Source organism: Streptomyces sp. GL_141, assembly GCF_057834385.1.
The window spans coordinates 4,546,038-4,565,159 of the sequence record NZ_CM174402.1 but is presented as its reverse complement, the minus strand read 5'-3'; the positions used below and the strand labels follow the sequence as shown (position 1 = coordinate 4,565,159).

The 19,122-nt window shown below is 71.6% G+C and carries 20 protein-coding genes; 6 read left to right on the top strand and 14 right to left on the bottom strand.

From position 1 onward, the window contains the following. Positions 1 to 38: 38 nt before the first annotated feature. The 11 genes from AC3IX6_RS20015 to AC3IX6_RS19965 form a co-directional block, all read right to left on the bottom strand. Positions 39 to 611: a heme-binding beta-barrel domain-containing protein gene (locus AC3IX6_RS20015; RefSeq protein WP_327305970.1), complete on the bottom strand. Its 573-nt coding sequence runs from the start codon at positions 609 to 611 to the stop codon at positions 39 to 41. Between the two features lie 285 nt (positions 612 to 896). Continuing rightward, complete coding sequence (locus AC3IX6_RS20010) at positions 897 to 1,862, bottom strand: hypothetical protein (RefSeq protein ID WP_489363246.1); 966 nt, start codon at positions 1,860 to 1,862, stop codon at positions 897 to 899. Further along, a complete protein-coding gene (locus AC3IX6_RS20005) occupies positions 1,859 to 2,767 on the bottom strand; it encodes a hypothetical protein (protein WP_489363244.1) in 909 nt (302 codons plus the stop codon). The genes AC3IX6_RS20010 and AC3IX6_RS20005 overlap by 4 nt, the downstream gene beginning before the upstream one ends. Continuing rightward, a complete protein-coding gene (locus AC3IX6_RS20000; protein WP_489363242.1) occupies positions 2,764 to 3,588 on the bottom strand; it encodes a hypothetical protein in 825 nt (274 codons plus the stop codon). Before AC3IX6_RS20000 ends, AC3IX6_RS20005 begins: the two co-directional genes overlap by 4 nt. Before the next feature lie 113 nt (positions 3,589 to 3,701). Beyond that, positions 3,702 to 3,965 carry a DUF3099 domain-containing protein gene (locus tag AC3IX6_RS19995; RefSeq protein WP_250744599.1) on the bottom strand — a complete coding sequence of 88 codons (264 nt, stop codon included), beginning with the start codon at positions 3,963 to 3,965 and terminating at the stop codon, positions 3,702 to 3,704. A 134-nt stretch (positions 3,966 to 4,099) separates the two neighbouring features. Then, positions 4,100 to 4,390: a DUF1416 domain-containing protein gene (locus AC3IX6_RS19990; protein WP_243339454.1), complete on the bottom strand. Its 291-nt coding sequence runs from the start codon at positions 4,388 to 4,390 to the stop codon at positions 4,100 to 4,102. 85 nt (positions 4,391 to 4,475) lie between these two features. After that, complete coding sequence (locus AC3IX6_RS19985; RefSeq protein WP_250744600.1) at positions 4,476 to 5,321, bottom strand: sulfurtransferase; 846 nt, start codon at positions 5,319 to 5,321, stop codon at positions 4,476 to 4,478. Positions 5,322 to 5,497: 176 nt separating this feature from the next. Continuing rightward, positions 5,498 to 5,581: a putative leader peptide gene (locus AC3IX6_RS19980; RefSeq protein ID WP_350206375.1), complete on the bottom strand. Its 84-nt coding sequence runs from the start codon at positions 5,579 to 5,581 to the stop codon at positions 5,498 to 5,500. Between the two features lie 164 nt (positions 5,582 to 5,745). Beyond that, a complete protein-coding gene (locus AC3IX6_RS19975) occupies positions 5,746 to 6,459 on the bottom strand; it encodes an LmeA family phospholipid-binding protein (RefSeq protein ID WP_489363240.1) in 714 nt (237 codons plus the stop codon). A 245-nt stretch (positions 6,460 to 6,704) separates the two neighbouring features. Next, entirely contained in the window at positions 6,705 to 8,045 is a 1,341-nt protein-coding gene (locus tag AC3IX6_RS19970; RefSeq protein ID WP_489363238.1) for a hypothetical protein, read from the bottom strand. Between the two features lie 10 nt (positions 8,046 to 8,055). Then, a complete protein-coding gene (locus AC3IX6_RS19965; protein WP_112449116.1) occupies positions 8,056 to 8,310 on the bottom strand; it encodes a MoaD/ThiS family protein in 255 nt (84 codons plus the stop codon). A gap of 511 nt (positions 8,311 to 8,821) precedes the next feature. Here AC3IX6_RS19965 and AC3IX6_RS19960 point away from each other — a divergent pair. The 5 genes from AC3IX6_RS19960 to AC3IX6_RS19940 all read left to right on the top strand — a co-directional run bounded on the left by AC3IX6_RS19960 (position 8,822) and on the right by AC3IX6_RS19940 (position 14,569). Then, positions 8,822 to 9,592 carry a response regulator transcription factor gene (locus AC3IX6_RS19960; RefSeq protein ID WP_243339450.1) on the top strand — a complete coding sequence of 257 codons (771 nt, stop codon included), beginning with the start codon at positions 8,822 to 8,824 and terminating at the stop codon, positions 9,590 to 9,592. Between the two features lie 81 nt (positions 9,593 to 9,673). Continuing rightward, positions 9,674 to 10,696: a LacI family DNA-binding transcriptional regulator gene (locus AC3IX6_RS19955; RefSeq protein WP_489363236.1), complete on the top strand. Its 1,023-nt coding sequence runs from the start codon at positions 9,674 to 9,676 to the stop codon at positions 10,694 to 10,696. Positions 10,697 to 11,055: 359 nt separating this feature from the next. Next, positions 11,056 to 12,294: a S1C family serine protease gene (locus tag AC3IX6_RS19950; RefSeq protein WP_489363234.1), complete on the top strand. Its 1,239-nt coding sequence runs from the start codon at positions 11,056 to 11,058 to the stop codon at positions 12,292 to 12,294. Between the two features lie 65 nt (positions 12,295 to 12,359). Then, positions 12,360 to 13,106 carry a response regulator transcription factor gene (locus tag AC3IX6_RS19945; protein WP_489363232.1) on the top strand — a complete coding sequence of 249 codons (747 nt, stop codon included), beginning with the start codon at positions 12,360 to 12,362 and terminating at the stop codon, positions 13,104 to 13,106. Next, on the top strand, positions 13,103 to 14,569 hold the full coding sequence (locus tag AC3IX6_RS19940; RefSeq protein WP_489363230.1) for a sensor histidine kinase: 1,467 nt from the start codon (positions 13,103 to 13,105) through the stop codon (positions 14,567 to 14,569). Before AC3IX6_RS19945 ends, AC3IX6_RS19940 begins: the two co-directional genes overlap by 4 nt. On the opposite strand, the gene AC3IX6_RS19935 is transcribed toward AC3IX6_RS19940, so the two are convergent. Continuing rightward, positions 14,549 to 15,520 (bottom strand): phosphatidylinositol-specific phospholipase C, encoded by a 972-nt coding sequence (locus AC3IX6_RS19935; RefSeq protein ID WP_489363228.1) that lies wholly within the window; start codon positions 15,518 to 15,520, stop codon positions 14,549 to 14,551. The two genes, AC3IX6_RS19940 and AC3IX6_RS19935, sit on opposite strands and share 21 nt — an antisense overlap. A 76-nt stretch (positions 15,521 to 15,596) precedes the next feature. Continuing rightward, positions 15,597 to 16,166 carry a TetR/AcrR family transcriptional regulator gene (locus AC3IX6_RS19930; RefSeq protein ID WP_489363226.1) on the bottom strand — a complete coding sequence of 190 codons (570 nt, stop codon included), beginning with the start codon at positions 16,164 to 16,166 and terminating at the stop codon, positions 15,597 to 15,599. Positions 16,167 to 16,325: 159 nt separating this feature from the next. Here AC3IX6_RS19930 and AC3IX6_RS19925 point away from each other — a divergent pair, with 159 nt between their 5' ends. Then, positions 16,326 to 17,108 (top strand): alpha/beta fold hydrolase, encoded by a 783-nt coding sequence (locus tag AC3IX6_RS19925; protein ID WP_489363225.1) that lies wholly within the window; start codon positions 16,326 to 16,328, stop codon positions 17,106 to 17,108. 83 nt (positions 17,109 to 17,191) lie between these two features. Here AC3IX6_RS19925 and AC3IX6_RS19920 read toward each other — a convergent pair whose 3' ends face one another. Further along, entirely contained in the window at positions 17,192 to 19,015 is a 1,824-nt protein-coding gene (locus tag AC3IX6_RS19920) for a bifunctional metallophosphatase/5'-nucleotidase (RefSeq protein ID WP_489363223.1), read from the bottom strand. Positions 19,016 to 19,122: the final 107 nt, after the last annotated feature.

Here is a 19,122-nt window from a genome sequence, read left to right as displayed (position 1 = left end):
GACCGGCTCGCGGACCTGCTCGCGGATCCGCTCGCGGTTTAGCGGAAGAAGGCGATGCCGTCGTCCGGCATGTCCGGAAGGTTGCGCGCCATCTCCGCGACCTCCTCGGGCGTGACGACCTTCTTCAGCTGGGCCGACATGTACGGGCGCAGCTCCACCTCGGGGGTGGCCTTCTCGCCGACCCACATCAGGTCGCTCTTCACGTAGCCGTAGAGCCGCTTGCCGCCGCTGTACGGGCCGGAGGCCGCGGTGCGGGCGACCGCGTCGGTGACCACGTCGATCTGCGGCTTCCTGTCGGCGAGCTCGCCGTACCAGACCTCGACGACGCCCTGGTCACGGACCATGACGATCTCGACCTTGCGGTCCTTGTCGATGCGCCAGTAGCCCGACTCGGACTCCAGCGGCCGCACCTTGTTGCCCTCGGCGTCGAGCACCCAGGTGTGGGAGGTGTACTCCAGGAAGTCCCGGCCGTCGTGGCTGAAGACGACTTCCTGGCCGAAGTTGCACTTCTCCTCACCGGGGAAGTCGAAGACGCCTGCGCCCTCCCAGTTGCCGAGGAGGAAGGCGAGGGGGACGAGACCCGGGTTCAGGTCGGACGGGATCTGGATCATGAATGGCTGCTCAGCTCAGGCGATCTGTGGGAGGGGTTCCGGTATCCGGGGCGGTCGGCGGCTGATCCGGGGGGATCAGCGCTGGCCCTGGTACAGCTTCTTCACGGCCAGTCCGGAGAAGGCGAGGACGCCGACGCAGACCAGGACCAGCAGGGAGGTGAAGACTGCCTCAAGCACGGGGTGCTCCTCGGAGTGTTAAGGGTGGCGTTACGGGGCCGGTCCCCAAGCCTACTGGCCTGGGGACCGGGGCACTCTGTGAGGTGGCCCGTACGAGGGGCCCGGGTCCTAGCGGAGCAGCTGGTACTGGAGGATCACCGCTTGGTGCAGCGGGACCGTGGGCACCGCGCCCTTGCGGGTCTGGATGATCACGGCCTGGACGTCGCCCGACTGGACGCACCCGAGCCTGCTCTCCTCGTCGCCCGCGGGTTCGGCCTCCTGGTACAGGCTGACGTCGGCCGCGCTGCGCCAGTCGGGGGTGCCGTCGTTCGCGGCTCCGGCCAGCTCGTTCTTCTGCGCGTTCTTGACGTCGCGCCACTCCTCGTCGGCCCCGATGGCCACGGCACCGACCAGCCGCGTGTTGATGGTGCAGCCCTGGAAGGCGTCCACGAAGCCGGGGGCATGGAAACGCAGCAGGTAGACGTGCGTGCGCGTGCCGTCCGGAGTCGTCCACGCACGGCCCGCCACCTGGCGCAGCCCCTCGTGTTCGAGGGTCTCCTTCAGCCTCGCCCGGTCCTCGGCGAGGTACTCCTCCAGGTAGGCGTCGAGGGGGAGCAGCCCGTCCTTGTCCGCCTTGAACCCCGCCTCGGGCACGGCCGTCTCGGGAGCGGGCAGGAGCAGGCTCCCGAGCGTCGCGTAGTGGGTGCCGAGCCGGTTGTCGGCGGCGCCGGGCAGGGGCGCGCCGGCCGGCAGCGTCGGGTAGGCGAGCGGCGGGTAGACGAGGCGGCCGTCGGACTTCGTGGAGAGGCCGGGGATGTCGGTGCGCTCGGGCTGGGTGATCCCGTACGCGACTCCCGTGCCGACGGCCGCGAAGGCCAGTACGGCTGCGGTCCAGCGCAGCGCGGCGAAGAGCTTGCGGCGGTCCTTGGGCCCGGCGGGCACCGGTTCCGCCGGCACCGCGAAGGGGTCGGCCGGGGAGGGGTCGGCCAGGGCGGCGGCGGCCGGGGAGGGGTCGGCCGGGGCCGTCGGCTGCCCGGGCACCACGTCCTGGACCGCCTCCGCGTCGGGGGCTGCGGTGCTGGTCTGCTCGCTCACACGGACTCCCCGGGGGACTTCAGGTGGTTCAACTGGTTCTTGAAGAGAGCGGTGGCGTCCTTGGCCGAGAACGGCTTGGCCCCGTACATCCGGAAGCTCACGAGGACGTCGCCTTCGAGGGACACGCACTCGACGGTTTCGATCTTGTCCTCGTCCTTGACCTTCTCCTTGCCGAGCGTCTGCTGCGCGCACTTGGCGTCGGGGAAGCCGTCCACCTTGGGCGCCTCGCCTTCGTCGCCGGTCAGCTCCAGGAGCTTCTTCCCGAACTCGGAGAAGCCGGCGAGGGCCTTCGCGTCGGCCTGCGTGAGGTGGACCTCGGCGACCCATCCCCTCTTGTTGTTGGTGTAGCTGCGCCCGGCCAGCCCCTTGAGCTTCAGGTCGGCCAGCATCTTGTCCCGAGCGGCGCGGTGGTCACCGGAGAGGCCGGTCTTCGCGTCCTTGAAGGTCTGGAGCGCACGCTCCCCGGAGACGTAGAAGTCGTTCCCCTCCAGGTGGATGTCGGGGCCGGGCTCGTACCCGTCGGGGAGCGGCAGGAGCTTGGCCGTCAGATCGTTGACCGGAACGGTCGCCAGCGCCGGGGCCGACGCCGTGGGCTTCGGGCCCTCCGGCACCCAGTAGCGCGTCGGCGCGCTGCGGTCCGCCTGGTCCATGCGCCCCGACGCCCAGAACCCGCCGCCCGCGAGGACGGCGAGGCCCAGCCCGCCCGCGATCAGCGCCACCGCCTTGCGGCCGGGCTTCCGCGGGGAAGCCGGGGCGACCACCGCCGCGGGGGCTTCCAGCTGCTCGGGGCTCGGGGACTGCTCCGCGCTCACGGGCTGCTCAGGGCTCACGGACTGGTCAGGGCTCACGGGCTGCTCGGTGTTCACGGGCCGCTCGTTCTCCTCGGTGTGCTGCTGCTCGCTCACAGCCGCTCCCACTGTCGCTTGGTCACCTCGACGAGGTGACCCTCGTCGACCGTGCCGCGGTTGTTCACGTATTCGATTTCCATGACGATGTCGCCTCGGCGGGCGATGACCCTCGCGGACCGCGTCGGGTGGTAGCCGGGCTCTTGCCGGCTCTTCGAGTCGATCCACATGTGGGCGAAGGGCGCCGGGATCCCGGGAACGTTCTTGCCCCCGTTGCCCGCGTACCTCTCCTCGCGCAGGAAGGTGTGGTCGTTCTGGTACCCGTCCGCTCCCGAGCGGTCGCGGTACTGCAGCAGCCGGACCACGAAGAACTCGCGGTCCTTCTCGGACCACGTCCGGCCGGCGATCCGGCGTACGTCCTGGCCGATCTGGTACCCGAGGCCCCGGTTGGGGTGCTCGTAGTAGTCCGCGGCGAACTCGTCCGGGGACTCCGCGCCGGCCCCGTCGAGCTTCGCGCCCTCGGGGGCGTCCATCAGAAGCTTCGTCAGGTCGTCGTCGGTCTTGACCCAGCGGTTGGCGTTGATGGAGCGCAGCGTGGTCGAGTCGTTCGGCGCCACCGGCTTCGGGGCCTCGCCCATCGCCTGCGCCAGCGGGGCCAGCGGGGTGGGTTCGCGGTCGTACTGGATCGCGTAGCCGGTGACCGTGCCCGCCAGGACGCCGAGGACGACGGCGCCGGCGATCAGGAGGAGGGTACGGCCGCGGCGGCGGGGGGTGGTCGGAGCTGCGTTCGCAACCGCGGGCGCGGTCGCGTCCGGAGTGCCCGGTTCCGGGGCACTCTCCCCCTCTTTCCGCTGCTCAGGGATGGTCTGTTCGTGTTCCAAAGGAGTCCCCCCACAGGACTGGAGTCGCGGATCGATTGCCCGCGTACACACAAGACACCCTGCCGTGGGGAGATGTTGTGGTCACCCTTATTACATTTTTATCTCGACTGGTTTCAGTCCTCGTGACGCCGCTTTCCGTCCAGTTCGTCCCACCACTCGTCGGACTTCGCGTCACCCGAGGGGTCGTCCCACCAGCGGTCGTCGGGTCCGCGCCGGTTCGCGACCATCGCGGCGACCGGGGGGATGACCATGGCGACCACGCACAGCGCCACGGCCGCCTCGACGGACCACAGGCGCACGAAGGACCAGGCGGAGACGAAGAGGAACAGGCATCCGCCCATGAGCAGGAAGTAGGCGCGCCGGCGCCTGGCGTACATGCCTCCAGGGTAGGACCGCCCCGCGCTCCCGGGGAGCCCCGGAACGACACGAAGGGCCGCACCCCGATCCGATGGCGTCCAACCCCCGGGGGTGCGGCCCTTCGGCCGGTCATACGGTCACACAGGTGCGGTGCTCAGACCGCGATCGCCACGTCCGTGACGCCGCCGGACTCGACGACGACCACGGCGCGGTCCGCCTGGGCGCCGGGCACGAGTGCGCGCAGCGTCCAGGAGCCCTCGGCCGCGTAGAAGCGGAACTGGCCGGTGGCCGAGGTCGGGACCTCGGCGGTGAACTCACCGGTCGAGTCCAGCAGGCGGACGTAACCGCTGATGGGCTCGCCGTCCTTGGTGACCTGGCCCTGGATGGCCGTCTCACCGGGCTTCAGCGTCGAGAGGTCGGGCCCGCCGATCTTTGCTCCACACATGTTCTCTGTCCTGTCCTAGAGAGGTATGACTACGGGCGTCGCATGCCCGGAATGCTCGTCTGCCCGGAACGCCGGGTATCCGGAGCTACTTGTTGGCGCCGAGCTCGATCGGCACGCCGACCAGCGAGCCGTACTCGGTCCACGAGCCGTCGTAGTTCTTGACGTTCTCCTGGCCCAGGAGCTCGTGCAGCACGAACCAGGTGAGCGCGGAGCGCTCACCGATGCGGCAGTAGGCGATGGTGTCCTTCGCCAGGTCGACCTGCTCGGCCTGGTAGAGGGCGGTGAGCTCCTCGTCGGACTTGAACGTGCCGTCGTCGTTGGCGTTCTTCGACCACGGGATGTTGCGGGCGCTCGGGATGTGACCCGGACGCTGCGACTGCTCCTGCGGGAGGTGCGCCGGCGCGAGCAGCTTGCCCGAGAACTCGTCGGGCGAGCGGACGTCGACCAGGTTCTTGGTGCCGATCGCGGCGACCGCGTCGTCACGGAAGGCGCGGATCGAGGTGTCCTGGGCCTTGGCCTTGTACTCGGTGGCCGGGCGGTTGGGGACCTCGGTGCCGTCGACCAGGTCGCGGGAGTCGAGCTCCCACTTCTTGCGGCCGCCGTCGAGCAGGCGGACGTCCTGGTGGCCGTAGAGCTTGAAGTACCAGTAGGCGTAGGACGCGAACCAGTTGTTGTTGCCGCCGTAGAGGACGACGGTGTCGTCGTTGGAGATGCCCTTGGCGGAGAGGAGCTTCTCGAAGCCCTCCTGGTCCACGAAGTCGCGGCGGACCGGGTCCTGGAGGTCGCTCTTCCAGTCGATCCGGACGGCGTTGGTGATGTGGTTCTTGTCGTACGCGGACGTGTCCTCGTCCACCTCGACGATGACGACGTTCGCGTCGTTCAGGTGGGCCTCGACCCAGTCGGCGTCTACGAGGACGTCGCTGCGGCTCATGATGTTCTCCTCCGGGGCAGTGTGCGGCGGGGTGGTGCTGGTGGTGCGGGGTGCGTGCGTCCGGGTGCGCTCGCGCATCCTGTTGCGGGGAGGCTTCAGGAGGGCGGGAGGCAGAGGTGGTCACACGGGAAAGCGGAAGGCCGTCGTCCGGCTATGGAGCGGGATGCGCTCACACGTCACATGGATCGACAGAGCATGGCGGCGACGCGACACAGGTCTACTGCCCGTCGCTTCGTGAGATCCGCCTGCTGATGCTTCATAGCCATGGATCGTAGGGACGAATCGGCCGCCCTGTCACCGCCGTGTCATATTTCGAGACAGGATCGTCCGCATAGTGAGATCAGAGCCCTTGCCGATCTTCCGGTACGGGGCGCCCGGGGCCCCGTAAGGCCCTCCCATCTGCGGATCGGACCCTCTCGTCTCACTATCCGGCCAACGCCAGATTCGTACCGCCCAGAGTGAGCTCCAGGCCGGCCTCGTCCGAAGTCAGCGTCGTCAGCTGGACCCCCGAGGGCAGACCCTCGTCGATCCGCCGGTCGAAGTCGGTCTTCTTGCGCACCACGGCCTCGATCCCGGGGAGGCCCTCACCCGGCACCTCGTCGGCGCGGACCCGGACCGTCTTCCCGCCCTTGCCGCCGCCCGCGTCGACCAGCGAGACCGTCGACACCACGCTGCGGCTGAGCGTCCGGCCGAGGAACTCCACGCTCGCGGTGACCTTCAGCTTGCCCGGCGCACCGCCGTAGGCGACCGTCACCCCGGGCTGGGCGGCCGCGGTCAGGTCGGCGTACGAGACCAGGGCCGAGCCCTTGGCGGACCGGGCGGTGCCGCCGCTGTAGTCGCCGTTCAGCTCCACTCCCCGGAAGGCGACCCGCAGCCGGGACAGGTGCGTCGTACGGCCGTCCGCGGTCGCCACGTCGACGCCGGCCACCTTCAGGTCGACCTGGTCGAGGTCGCGGGAGAGCGCCTGGGTCAGGAAGGGGAACCCCTGGATGCCCACCTCCACGCCCGACAGGCCCTGCCGGGCCTGGATCCGCTCAGCCATCCGGTCCTCGGCATAGCCGGCCGCCCAGCGGTCCAGCCCGACGAACAGGCCGCCGAGGACCACTCCGAGCATCACAACGACACGCAGGACACGCACGTGCCCACCCCCCAGACGATTGGTACGTCGGCCCAGTGGACCATGTCCGGCCGTGAGGGCGCTGTGAGATGACGTGGCGCGGTGGGGGCGCGGGCGCGGGTGGGGGTGCGGGTGGGGGTGGGGGCGCAGGTGGGGGTGCGGGCCGGGCGGTGGCCGTCCGACCGAACGCGAACGCCCGCCCCGGGTGAGCGGGGCGGGCGTTCGGTCGGGAAGAGCGGGCAGGGGAGCCGGGGGAGGCCGGGGCCTCAGCCCACCACCCGGCCGATCAGATAGACCGCCGGGGCCGCCGCGGCCAGCGGCAGCGCGACACCGGCCGTCATGTGGACGAACTTCGACGGGTAGTCGTACGCCGCCACCCGCAGCCCGATCAGCGCGCACGCCCCGGCCGCCAGGCCGATCAGCGCACCGCCCGCGCCGACGGACGTCAGCCCGCCCACGGCGATGCCCGCACCGGCCGCGGCGGCCAGCGAGACGCCGACCGAGGGCGCGGTGGGCAGCGGGAGCGCCCGGGCGAAGACGGCCACCGCCACGGCGGCGGCGCCCACGCTCGCGGCGGCGGAGTCGGCCGCGAGGTAGCCGGCGCAGACGATGGCCAGCGCGGCCGAGGCCACCGAGGCCATCAGCCCGTACATCCGCTCGTCCGGATCGGCGTGGCTGCGCAGCTGGAGCACCAGCGTGAGCAGCACCCAGGCGCCGAGGGTGCCGATGATCGCGCCGGGGCCGTACGGCTCGTCCACCGCGAGCACGGCCCCGTCGGCGACGACCGCCCCGGCGAAGGCCAGGGCGATGCCCTGACGGGCCGGCCACATGCCGTTGAGGCGGAACCAGCCCGCCGCGGTGAGGCCCTGGAGGGCGATCAGGGGTGCGAGCAGCGCGAACTCGCTCAGAGCCGCGGCGGCCGCGATGACCAGCCCGAGGGCGGCCGTCAGTATGGCCGCCTGCGGACCGGGATCGATGATCGGCGAGCGGCCTTCGGCGCGGGCCTGGGCCGGGTCCACGGCGCGCAGCGTGTTGCCGGCGAGGGTGGGCGGCGACCAGGCGGGCTCCTCCTCGGCGCCCCCGCCGGCCACCGGATCCGCGGCGGGAGCCCCGCCCGGGGCCTCGGCGGCCTGCTGCGGGAGGTACGGGGCCTGCTCCGCGACCCACTCCTGACCGGGGGCCGGAGCCGGGTACGCCGGCTCCCCCCACTGCTGCTGCGGCTCGGCCTGCGAGGCCTGAGGGGCCTGCGCCTCGTCGCGGAACCAATGGTCCGGGGCCGAGGTCTGCGGGTAGCCCGGCGCCGCGTAGGGGTCCGCGTAGGGGTCCGCGTACGCCTGCTGCTGCCCCCACTCCTGACCGGAGACGGGCGCCTGGGCCTGGGCCTGCGGCTCCTCGCGGAACCAGCCCTCCGGGGCGACCGGGTACTGCGCCGGTACGCCGTCCAGCGGGGCCTGGACCGGCTGGTAGGAGGTGTCCCACGTCGGAGACTGCCAGGTCTGGGTCCCGTACGGATCGGGCTGCTCTTGCTGCGGCTGCTGTTGCCGGAGCTGCTGCTGATGGAGCTGCTGCTGCCGCTGCTGTTCCTCGGGCGTGCTCGGTGTAGTCATCGGGGTCCGCTCACCCGCCCGCGAACGGCGGGAGCACCTCGACGGTGCCCCCCTCGGTCAGCTCGACGGAATCGTGCGGGCGCTTGCCCACGGGCTCTTCGTTCACGAGGAAGGAGCAGCGCAGCAGGACCCGGGTCAGCTCCCCGGGGTGGCGTTCCCGCACGGCGTCGAGCGCCTCGGCCAGTGTCCGCGCCGAGTACGGCTCCTCCGCCGTCTTGGCCGCGGCCTTCGCCGCCGCCCAGTAGCGGATGGTTCCGGTTGCCACTGCACGCTCCTCTCGTCGGCGCTCTGCCGTCGGCCTCCATCATGACCCCTCGCGCCCCCGATCCCGGCGTGCCTCCACGCGCCCCGCGTGCGCCCGAGCGGCCCGCACCGGGTCCACCGATCCGGTGAAACCGGCGCATATGCAGGTCCCGGGGGTGGTGGGAACCACAGAAGTGGAAGGCTCCGAAGCCTCGGCCCGGCCGGGGCGGGTGGGCTATTCTGCTGGCGAGAGGATCCGGGCAACGTAGCCCCCGGGTCCTTTTGTGCTTTCAGCACGTTGAACGGACCGAGAACAGTGGTATCCATCCGGCCCCCAGGGCGCGGGGACCGGGCGGACACCAGGCAAGTCGTACGAAGCAGTGCCGCGAAAGTCCTCGACGGGACCGAGGAGGAACCGACGTGATGGACCAGCGAACCGTCGTGCAAGTGCAGGTGCGGGCAGAGGTACAGGCGCACGCACCTGCGCACGCACACCACCAGAACCACCGCTCGACCCGGGCGGGTGGTCGGGCATGAGCTCACTCCTGCTCCTGACCAATGCCCTGCAGCCCTCGACCGAGGTCCTGCCGGCCCTCGGCCTGCTGCTCCACAGCGTCCGGGTGGCTCCCGCCGAGGGCCCCGCCCTCGTGGACACCCCGGGCGCCGACGTGATCCTCGTCGACGGCCGCCGCGACCTGCCCCAGGTGCGGTCGCTGTGCCAGTTGCTCCGCTCCACGGGACCCGGCTGTCCGCTGATCCTCGTCGTCACCGAGGGCGGCCTCGCGGCCGTCACCGCCGACTGGGGCATCGACGACGTCCTCCTCGACACCGCGGGACCGGCCGAGGTCGAAGCGCGGCTGCGCCTCGCCACCGGCCGCCAGCAGCTCGGCTCGGACGACTCCCCCATGGAGATCCGCAACGGCGACCTGTCGGTCGACGAGGCGACGTACTCGGCCAAGCTGAAGGGCCGGGTCCTGGACCTGACCTTCAAGGAGTTCGAGCTCCTCAAGTACCTCGCCCAGCACCCGGGCCGGGTCTTCACCCGTGCGCAGCTCCTCCAGGAGGTGTGGGGCTACGACTACTTCGGCGGCACCCGCACCGTCGACGTGCACGTACGGCGCCTGCGCGCGAAACTCGGGCCCGAGCACGAGTCGCTGATCGGTACCGTCCGCAACGTCGGGTACCGCTTCGTCACCCCGGAGAAGGTGGAACGGGCGGCGGCGGAAGCGGCCGCGCAGGCGGCCACGAAGGCGGCGGCCGAGGCCTCCGCGCGGGCCGCGGCGGCACTCACCCGGATGGACTAGGGGGCGCGCGGGAACGCTGTGGGAATGACCTCCTCCGGACGCCCTGCCCAGAGGTAGGTCACCCCGCGTAGACTTCCGCGCGTGGCCAAGGTGACGCGGGATGACGTGGCACGACTTGCGGGTACTTCTACCGCCGTCGTGAGCTACGTCATCAACAACGGACCCAGGCCGGTTGCCCCGGCCACGCGCGAGCGTGTCCTCGCCGCGATCAAGGACCTGGGCTACCGCCCGGACCGGGTCGCCCAGGCGATGGCCTCGCGCCGCACCGATCTCATAGGCATGATCGTCCCCGATGCCCGTCAGCCGTTCTTCGCGGAGATGGCGCACGCGGTCGAGCAGGCCGCCGCCGAGCGCGGAAAGATGGTGCTGGTCGGCAACTCCGACTACCGCACCGAGCGCGAGGTCCACTATCTGCGGGCCTTCCTCGGAATGCGGGTCTCCGGACTGATCCTGGTCAGCCAGGGCATGAGCGAGCAGGCCGCCTCCGAGATCGAGGCGTGGGACGCCCGCGTGGTCCTCCTCCACGAGCGCCCCGAGGCCATCGACGACGTCGCCGTGGTCACGGACGACATCGGCGGCGCGCAGCTCGCCACCCGGCACCTCCTGGAGCACGGGCACGAGTACGTCGCCTGCATCGGCGGCATCGAGAACACCCCCTCCGTGGGCGACCCGGTGGCCGACCACGTCGAGGGCTGGCGCCGGGCCATGCAGGAGTCCGGCCGCTCGACCGAGGGCCGGATCATCGAGGCCCCGTACAACCGCTACGACGCGTACAAGGTCGCCCTGGAGGTCCTGGCCAAGCCCGACCGGCCGACGGCCATCTTCTGCGCCACGGACGACCAGGCCATCGGCGTGCTGCGGGCCGCGCGCGAGCTCCGCATCGACGTCCCCGAGCAGCTCGCGGTCGCCGGCTTCGACGACGTGAAGGAAGCGGCCCTCACGGACCCGCCGCTCACCACCGTCGCCTCGGACCGCCCGGCGATGGCCCGCGCGGCGGTGGACCTCGTCCTGGACGACGGCCTGCGCGTGGCGGGCTCCCGCCGCGAACGCCTGAAGCAGTTCCCGTCGGCCCTGGTCATCCGCCGCTCCTGCGGCTGCCGCTAGGCGCTGGCCGCGCGTCTGACCCGGCACCCCGGAGCGTGCTCCCCGCCGTACCCGCGCGCGGCACCGTTCCCGGGGGCCAGCCCCCGGCCCCCGCTCCTCAAACGCCGGAGGGGCTGGATTTTCGCCGGCGTCGGCCACACCCAGCCCCTCCGGCGTTTGAGGAGCGGGGTCTGGGGCGGAGCCCCAGGGAACGGGCGAAGGGCGGGTAGGGGACTTCGCCCCGCAGGGCCCGCCCACGCGCACCCGGCCCACCCGGCCCACCGGGCCCAGCCCGGGCTTATATCGGGCATACACGGTTCTGTCGGGCTTCTCAGCGGGGACTCAGGAAGCTCTCATCATCGGCGGACACAGTCGTAGTCATGACCGAGAACCTCCGCCGCGAAGGCGAGTACCCCCAGGAAAACCGCCCCCAGCAGCCCGCCCCCTGGGGCGAGGACTGGCAGCGCGGTCGTGACCGGCTCGCCCAGGACGCCGCGTACCCGCCGCCGCCCTCCTACGCCCCGGCCACCCCGGCCCCCGGCTGGCACGAGGCCCACACTCCCCCGGTCATCCAGGGCGAGACCGTCCCCCAGAGCAGCGCGAGCGTCGAGAACGGCGGGAGCGGCAACGGCGGCTGGGCCACCTGGGGCGAGGCCGCCCCGGCCGCCGCCCCGCAGGGCCCGGGCCACGCCCGCGCCAAGCGCCCGGTCGCCCTCCTCGCCGCCGTGGCCCTCGCGGCCGCCGTCGTCGGCGGCGGAACGGCCGCCGCCGTCCAGCAGATGCTGAACAAGACCAACGGCACCGGCACCGGCGTCAACGGCAGCACCATCTCCCAGTCGAGCAACGGCACCGTCTCCGGCGTCGCCGAGAACGTCAGCCCCTCCGTCGTCCGCATCGACACCCGCACCGGCTCCGGCCAGGGCACCGGCTCCGGCATCGTGATCACCGCCGACGGCGAGATCGTCACCAACAACCACGTGATCGACGGCGCGAGCCAGATCCAGGTGACGATGAGCGACGGCAAGAAGTACAGCGCGAAGATCGTCGGCACGGACCCGGACAAGGACCTCGCCCTCATCAAGCTGGAGGGCGCGAGCGGCCTCAAGCCCGCGAACCTCGGCAACTCCGACAACCTCAAGGTCGGCGACGAGGTCGTCGCCATCGGCTCCCCCGACCGCCTCACCGGCACGGTCACCAGCGGCATCGTCTCCGCGCTCAACCGCGAGGTGAACGTCCCGAAGTCGGAGCAGAAGCAGCAGTCCCCCGAGGACGGCTTCCCCTTCTCCTACGGCGGCCAGCAGTTCAACGGGAACACCGGCACGGACACCACCTCGTACAAGGCCATCCAGACGGACGCCTCCCTCAACCCGGGCAACTCCGGCGGCGCCCTCGTCAACATGAACGGCGAGATCGTGGGCATGCCCTCCGCGATCTACTCCCCCTCCAGCGGCAGCGGCTCCGCGGGCAGCGTCGGCCTCGGCTTCGCCATCCCCGTCAACACCATCAAGGCCGACCTCCCCTCGCTCCGCAAGGGCGGCGCCGGCGGCGCGGGCAACGGTGGCGGCAACAGCACCGGCAACACCGGCAACACCGCGAACGGTTTCGGGACCTCCTTCTAGCCCGAATTGCCGGCCCGCCCGTGCGAGCCTGGTAGGAGACCGACCACCACCTGGGGGGACCCCGTATGAGCGCCGAAGGCGACCAGCAGCGCATCCTCGTCGTCGACGACGAGCCGGCCGTACGCGAAGCCCTGCGCCGCAGCCTGGCCTTCGAGGGGTACGGCACGCAGACCGCCGTCGACGGACTCGACGCCCTCGACAAGGCGGACTCGTACCACCCCGACCTGATCATCCTGGACATCCAGATGCCGCGGATGGACGGCCTGACCGCCGCCCGCCGGCTGCGCGCCGCCGGCAGCACCACGCCCGTCCTGATGCTGACCGCCCGCGACACGGTCGGCGACCGCGTCACCGGCCTCGACGCGGGCGCCGACGACTACCTGGTCAAGCCGTTCGAGCTGGACGAGCTCTTCGCCCGCGTCCGCGCCCTGCTGCGCCGCAGCTCCTACGCCGCCCCCTCCCCCGGGGACGGCGAGGTCGAGGACGCGCTGACCTTCGGCGACCTGCGCATGGACCTCGCCACCCGCGAGGTCACCCGCGGCGGGCGCCCGGTGGAGCTGACCCGTACCGAGTTCACCCTGCTGGAGATGTTCCTCGCGCACCCGCGCCAGGTCCTGACCCGCGAGCAGATCCTCAAGACCGTATGGGGCTTCGACTTCGAGCCCAGCTCCAACTCCCTGGACGTGTACGTGATGTACCTGCGCCGCAAGACCGAGGCCGGGGGCGAGCCCCGCCTGGTCCACACCGTACGAGGGGTGGGCTACGTCCTGCGCGCGGCCGGGGCCGGCGACCACCCCGGCGGTCCGGAGTGAGCCCCGCCGCCAGATTCCGCGGGCTGCCGCTCCGCTCGCGGCTCGCCCTGCTCGTGACGGTCGCGGTGGCCCTGGCCGTCGCGGCCGTGGCCGCCGTGTCCTGGGTGATGGTGCGGACCCAGCTGCGCGACCAGCTCGACCGGTCCCTGATGTCCACGAACGCGTCCGACCAGGTGGGCAGGCTCATTCTGGGCAACCGGCCGTGCCCGGAGAACGCCCCCGCCCAGAACGACCAGAATGCGCAGCCCGACCAGCAGATCGCCGGCAGCCTCAACGCGTCCGTGCAGATCGTGACGGCCGAGGGCAGGCACTGCTGGGTGAGCGGTCCGCAGAACCTGCCGGTCACCGAACTCGACAAGCAGATCGCCGCGGGTCTGAAGAACGGCACCCTGCACGACGTGACGACCGCCGAAGGCGTGGACATGCGCGTCTACACCCAGCCCGCGAGGCTCTCCCAGACCTCCCCCCTCTTCGCCATCTCGGTCGCCAAGCCGCTCGCCGACATCGACAAGCCGCTGTCCACCCTGGCCTGGGTGCTCGTCTTCGTCTCCGGCGTCGGCATCCTCGGCGCCGGCGTCGCCGGCCTCTGGGTGGCCCGTACGGGGCTGCGCCCGGTCGACGAGCTGACCGGCGCCGTCGAGCACATCGCCCGCACCGAGGACCTCACCGTCCGCATCCCCGACGAGGGCGACGACGAGATCGCCCGCCTGTCGCGGTCCTTCAACTCGATGACGGCCGCGCTCGCCTCCTCCCAGGAACGCCAGGCCCAGCTGATCGCGGACGCCGGGCACGAGCTGCGCACCCCGCTCACCTCGCTGCGCACCAACATCGAGCTGCTGGCGCGCAGCGAGGAGACCGGCCGGGCCATCCCGCCGGAGGACCGCAAGGAACTGCTGGCCTCGGTCAAGGCGCAGATGACGGAACTGGCCTCCCTGATCGGCGACTTGCAGGAGCTGTCCCGCCCGGACGCGGCCACCCCCGGACCGCTCGGCGTGGTGGCCCTGCACGAGATCGCGGGCACGGCGCTGTCCCGGGCCCGACTGCGCGGTCCGGAGCTGGAGTTCGACTCGGACCTGGCGCCCTGGTACGTACGCGGCGAGGCGGCGGCCCTGGAGCGGGCGGTGGTCAACGTCCTGGACAACGCGGTGAAGTTCAGCCCCCCGGGCAGCACGGTCACGGTGTCGCTGCGCGCGGGCGAGCTGACCGTACGGGACCGCGGTCCCGGCATCCCGGCCGACGACCTCCCGCACGTCTTCGAGCGCTTCTGGCGCTCCCCGTCCGCCCGGGCCCTGCCCGGCAGCGGCCTCGGCCTGTCCATCGTGGCCCGTACGGTGCAGCGCGCGGGCGGCACGGCCGCCCTGCGCGCCCCGGCGGACGGAGGCCCGGGCACCGAGGCGGTCCTCAGCATCCCGGGCGCCCCGACTCCGCCGCCCGCGCAGGCGTCAGTTGTGCCGGATCAGTGAGGCGACCAGGCCGGAGCGGGTGTTGGGGAAGTCCATCGGGACGATCCCGAGCCCGGTCCGGCCGGCCAGTTCGGAGCCGTCGACGAAGGCGTGCACCTGCGGGTTGAGGCGGTCGGAGTTCCAGCGGGGCGGCAGGGCCGCGGCCGTGCTGGTGTAGTTCATGAAGAACCTGCCGGGCTGCTGGACGGCCTTGCGGAAGTGGTTCTCGATCTTGCCCCGCTTGGCGAAGGGCTCGGCCATGTAGTCGTCCTGGATGTCGAAGACGTTGCCGTCGCCGTAGCGCAGGCCACCGGGCAGGCCGCCGTTGTCGGGGAGCAGCAGAACCTTGCCGCGGATCTGCCCGAGGGTGGGCAGCGAGTCCGCGATCTTGAAGAGCGGGCTCCAGCCCCGGTTGTTCAGGTAGTCGTCGAAGACGGCGCGGAAGGTCGCGTTGCTCTCCTCGGAGTACTCCTGCTTGAGCCGCATCAGCACGGTCTCGGTGGGGTGCGCGGCGAGGAAGTTCCAGCAGGCGGCGAGGACGTCGCCGAACATCAGGTTCTGGTAGTACGCGCCGTGGTGGATCGCGAACGATCCCCCGGTCACCCGGCAGCGGACGTCGAGGAAGCGGATCCCGGAGCCGAGCTGGTCGGTGATGGAGGTGTTCTGGCAGGCGACGTAGAGCCCGCCCCGGGTGGCGCCCGAGTCGTGGGTGCCGGGGATGGTCATCCGCTGGAGGGCGGTGGAGTCGCCGAGCCCGCTCATCCAGTCCTGGGTGGAGAGTCCCGCGGCGGTCGCCGGGGCCGCGCCGAGCCCGGCGACAACGCCGGTGGCGCCCAGGGCCGCCGCCCCTGCCAGGAAGCTGCGCCGGCGCAGCCCCGTACCCGTGCTGCCCGCAACCGCGCCCGCGTCCGTTCCTGCGCCCAGGCCCGTGCCTACGCCCGTGCCTGCGCCCACGCCCGTGTCCACGCCCATGCCCGCCCCTTTGCCGACCCAGTGGTGGCCCGGATTATGGCGTGCGGAGCCATGCATTACTACCCACGGGTAGGCATCAGCTTTCGAGCAACTCCGCCATCGCGCGCAGCCCTTGGGCGAGGGACCGGCCGTCCGGCGCGTGCTCCGGGTCGGTCAGGCACTGCACCATGACCCCGGTCAGCAGCGCGATGTGCACCGACCCGAGGCTCCGTACGTCCTCCTCCGCGACCTCCTCGACGGGGACTCCGCGCAGCTGCGCGGCCACCATGCGGCGGTTGCGGCGCTGACCCTCGGCCAGGACGGCCAGCAGCTCGGGCGAGGACTGCGCGTGCACGAAGGCCTCGACGTTGGCGATCCAGAGCCAGCGCATGTCGCCGAAGTCCCGGATCTTGCGGTCCCAGGTGTCGGCGTAGCGCTCCCGCGTGGTGTCACCCTGCCCGGCGAGTCGGCCCGATCCCGCGGCCCACTCGTCCATGGCCGCGAACAGCGCCTGGTTGAGCAGCACCTCGCGGGTGCCGAAGTGGTAGCCGATCGCGGCCATGCTCACCTGCGCGGCCGAGGCGATGTCGCGCACGGTCGTCCGGAGGTACCCCTTCTCCTCCAGGCAGCGCCGGGCTCCGGCCAGCAGGTCCTCGCGATTTCCCATGCTCGGATCGTATCCGCGTCCCGTTTTGGGCAAGCGCGCTACACAAACGTATTGCGCGCTTGCCTAAATCCTGGCAGCCTGATCCCAGAACCCACCGACCAACCCGCCCGACCAGCCCGACCAGCCCGCCCGATCAGCACACACGGGGAGAGCAACGCCATGCGCCACGAGCTGAAGATCGACGACCGCACCCTGTCCTACCTGGACTTCGGCGGGCCCGGCCGCCCGCTGCTCGCCCTCCACGGCGGGCTCTCCGAGGCCGCCCACTTCACCGCCCTCGCCACCGACCTCGGCGAGCAGTGGCGGGTCATCGCCCCCGACCAGCGCGGGCACGGCGACTCCGACCTCGCCTCCGAGTACAGCCGCGCGGGCTACGCCGCCGACGCCGCCGCCCTGCTGGAACACCTCGCCCCCGGCGGCCCCGTGCCCGTCCTCGGCTTCTCCCTCGGCGGGGTCAACGCCTACCACCTGGCCTCCACCCGCCCCGACCTGGTGTCCGCCCTGATCAACGTCGACGCCCCGGTGGAGAGCCCGCGCCAGGACGGCCCGTCCTTCTGGGACTTCCTGCACGACCTCCCGTACACCGCGCCCACCCGCGAGGAACTCCTCGCCGCCCTCGGCCCGCTCGCCGAGGGGACCGGGCCCTTCCTGCGCCCACTGCGGGACGACACCGGCTGGCGGCTGCCGTTCGACCCCGCGGCCACCCTGGCCACCCTCGCCGGGGACGACGCCTCGCGCTGGGACGTCTGGCTCGCGAGCAGCTGCCCGGCGCTGCTCGTCCACGGACTGCGCAGCGAGGTGCTCCCCCGGGAACTGGCCGACGCGATGGTCGCCCGGCGCCCGGGGACCTCGTACGCCGGCCTCGACACCGAGCACTTCGTGCCCTTCCAGGACCCGAAGGGCCTCGCGGAGGCCGTACGCGGCTTCCTGGCCGCGCTGTAGAACCGGCGCCCGCACCTCGGAACGCCGAAGGGGCGGCGGGCCGGTGGCCCACCGCCCCTCAAGAGGCAGGTACTGCGCAGGTGCTACTTGATGACCGTGATCCGGTCCGCCACCGGCGGGGCCAGCGGCGCGGCCGCCGAGGAGTGCCCGGTCAGGTAGGCGTTGAAGATGTCCAGGTCGGACGCGCCGACGAGCTTGTTCTTGTGCTCCTTCAGGACGCCGAAGCCGTCACCGCCGCCCGCGAGGAACTCGTTCATCGCGACCCGGTAGGTACGGGCGGGGTCGATGGCCTCGCCGTTCAGCTTCACCGAGTCCACGACGATGCGGTCCGCGCCCGCCTTCGTGGTGTCCAGGGTGTAGGAGAAGCCCTTGGAGATCTGCAGGATCTTCGGGCTGACCCCGTTGACCGGGCCGCTGACCTGCTGCTGGAGCGCGGTGATCAGCTGGGCTCCGGTCAGGTCGACGACCGTCATCATGTTGGTGAACGGCTGGACCGTGTACGACTCCCCGTACGTCACCACCCCGTCGCCCTCGGCGCCGGCGGCCTTGTAGGCCAGGTCCGCGCGGATGCCGCCCGGGTTCATGATGGCGAGCTGGGCGCCGCCCTTGGCCGCCGGGGCCAGGGCCTCCAGCTGTGCGTCGGCGATCACGTCACCGAGCGGCTTCTCGTACTCCGCCGAGCCGCGGCCCGCGATGTCGGCCGAGATGTAGCCCATCGGACGGTTCGCGATCGGCGCGGCCAGCGCGTTCCAGCGCTGGATGAGCTCGGTCAGGTCCGGGGCCTTGGGCTGGTCCCGGTTGACGACCTTCTGGACCACCAGCGGCGCGGCGACCGGCGTACGGACGATGTCCTTGGTCGCGCGGTCGTACCTCAGCGTGGTGTCCGTGAACAGCCGGCCGTAGGAGGCGGCCGAAGTGACCGTGCGCGGGTTGCCCGCCGGGTCGGGGATGTTGCACGCGTACGCCTGGTGCGTGTGACCGGTGACCAGGGCGTCGACCTTCGGCGACACGTTCTTCGCGATGTCGACGATGGCCCCGGAGATGCCGGCGCCGGCGCCCGGCACGTTGCAGTCGTAGTTGTACGCGCCGCTCGCGGGCAGCCCGCCCTCGTGGATCAGGGCCACGATCGACTTCACGCCCTGCTTGTTCAGCTCGTTGGCGTACTTGTTGATCGTCTCGACCTCGTCGCCGAACGTGAGGCCCTTGACCCCGTCGGCGGTCACGATGTCGGGGGTGCCCTCCAGAGTGACGCCGATGAAGCCGATCTTCACGTCCCCCTGCTTCCAGATGAAGGTGGGGTTCATCATCGGACGCTTGGTCTTCTCGTCCACCACGTTCGCGGCGAGGTACTTGAAGTCGGCGCCGCCGAACTCCTTGCCGTACTCGAAGCAGCCCTCGACCGGGTGGCAGCCGCCGTACTGCATGCGGCGCAGCTCGGTCTTGCCCTCGTCGAACTCGTGGTTCCCGACGCTGCTCACGTCCAGGTCGAGGGCGTCCAGCGCCTCGATGGCCGGCTCGTCGTGGAAGAGGCCCGACACCATCGGGCTGGCGCCGATCATGTCACCGGCCGCGGCCGTGACGGAGTACTTGTGGCCCTTGCGGGCCTCGCGCAGGCCGGTGGCGAGGTACTCGACACCGCCCGCGGGTATGGCCTTGGTGGTGCCGTCGGCCTGACGCTCGGTCACCGTGCCCGAGGAGCCCTGCGGGGGCTCCAGCGTGCCGTGGAGGTCGTTGAACGACAGCATCTGTACGTCGACGGTGCGGCCGTGGTCACGGCCGTACCCGTCACCACTCGCGGCTCCGGCCGGAAGGGCGGCGGCGATCATCGCACCGCCGGCCGTGGCCACGGCGAGAGCGGTGAGGGCCAACCGGCGGGTTCGGCGGTGCCGTTGTGGCGTCGCTGACATTTGGTCCCCTTTGCGGACAGCGATACATCTTGGGAGGTCTGCCGAAGCCTAGAGTCAACGCGCGTAGCGCGACAGGGGGTACCGGGTATCGAGCTGGTTACACGCAG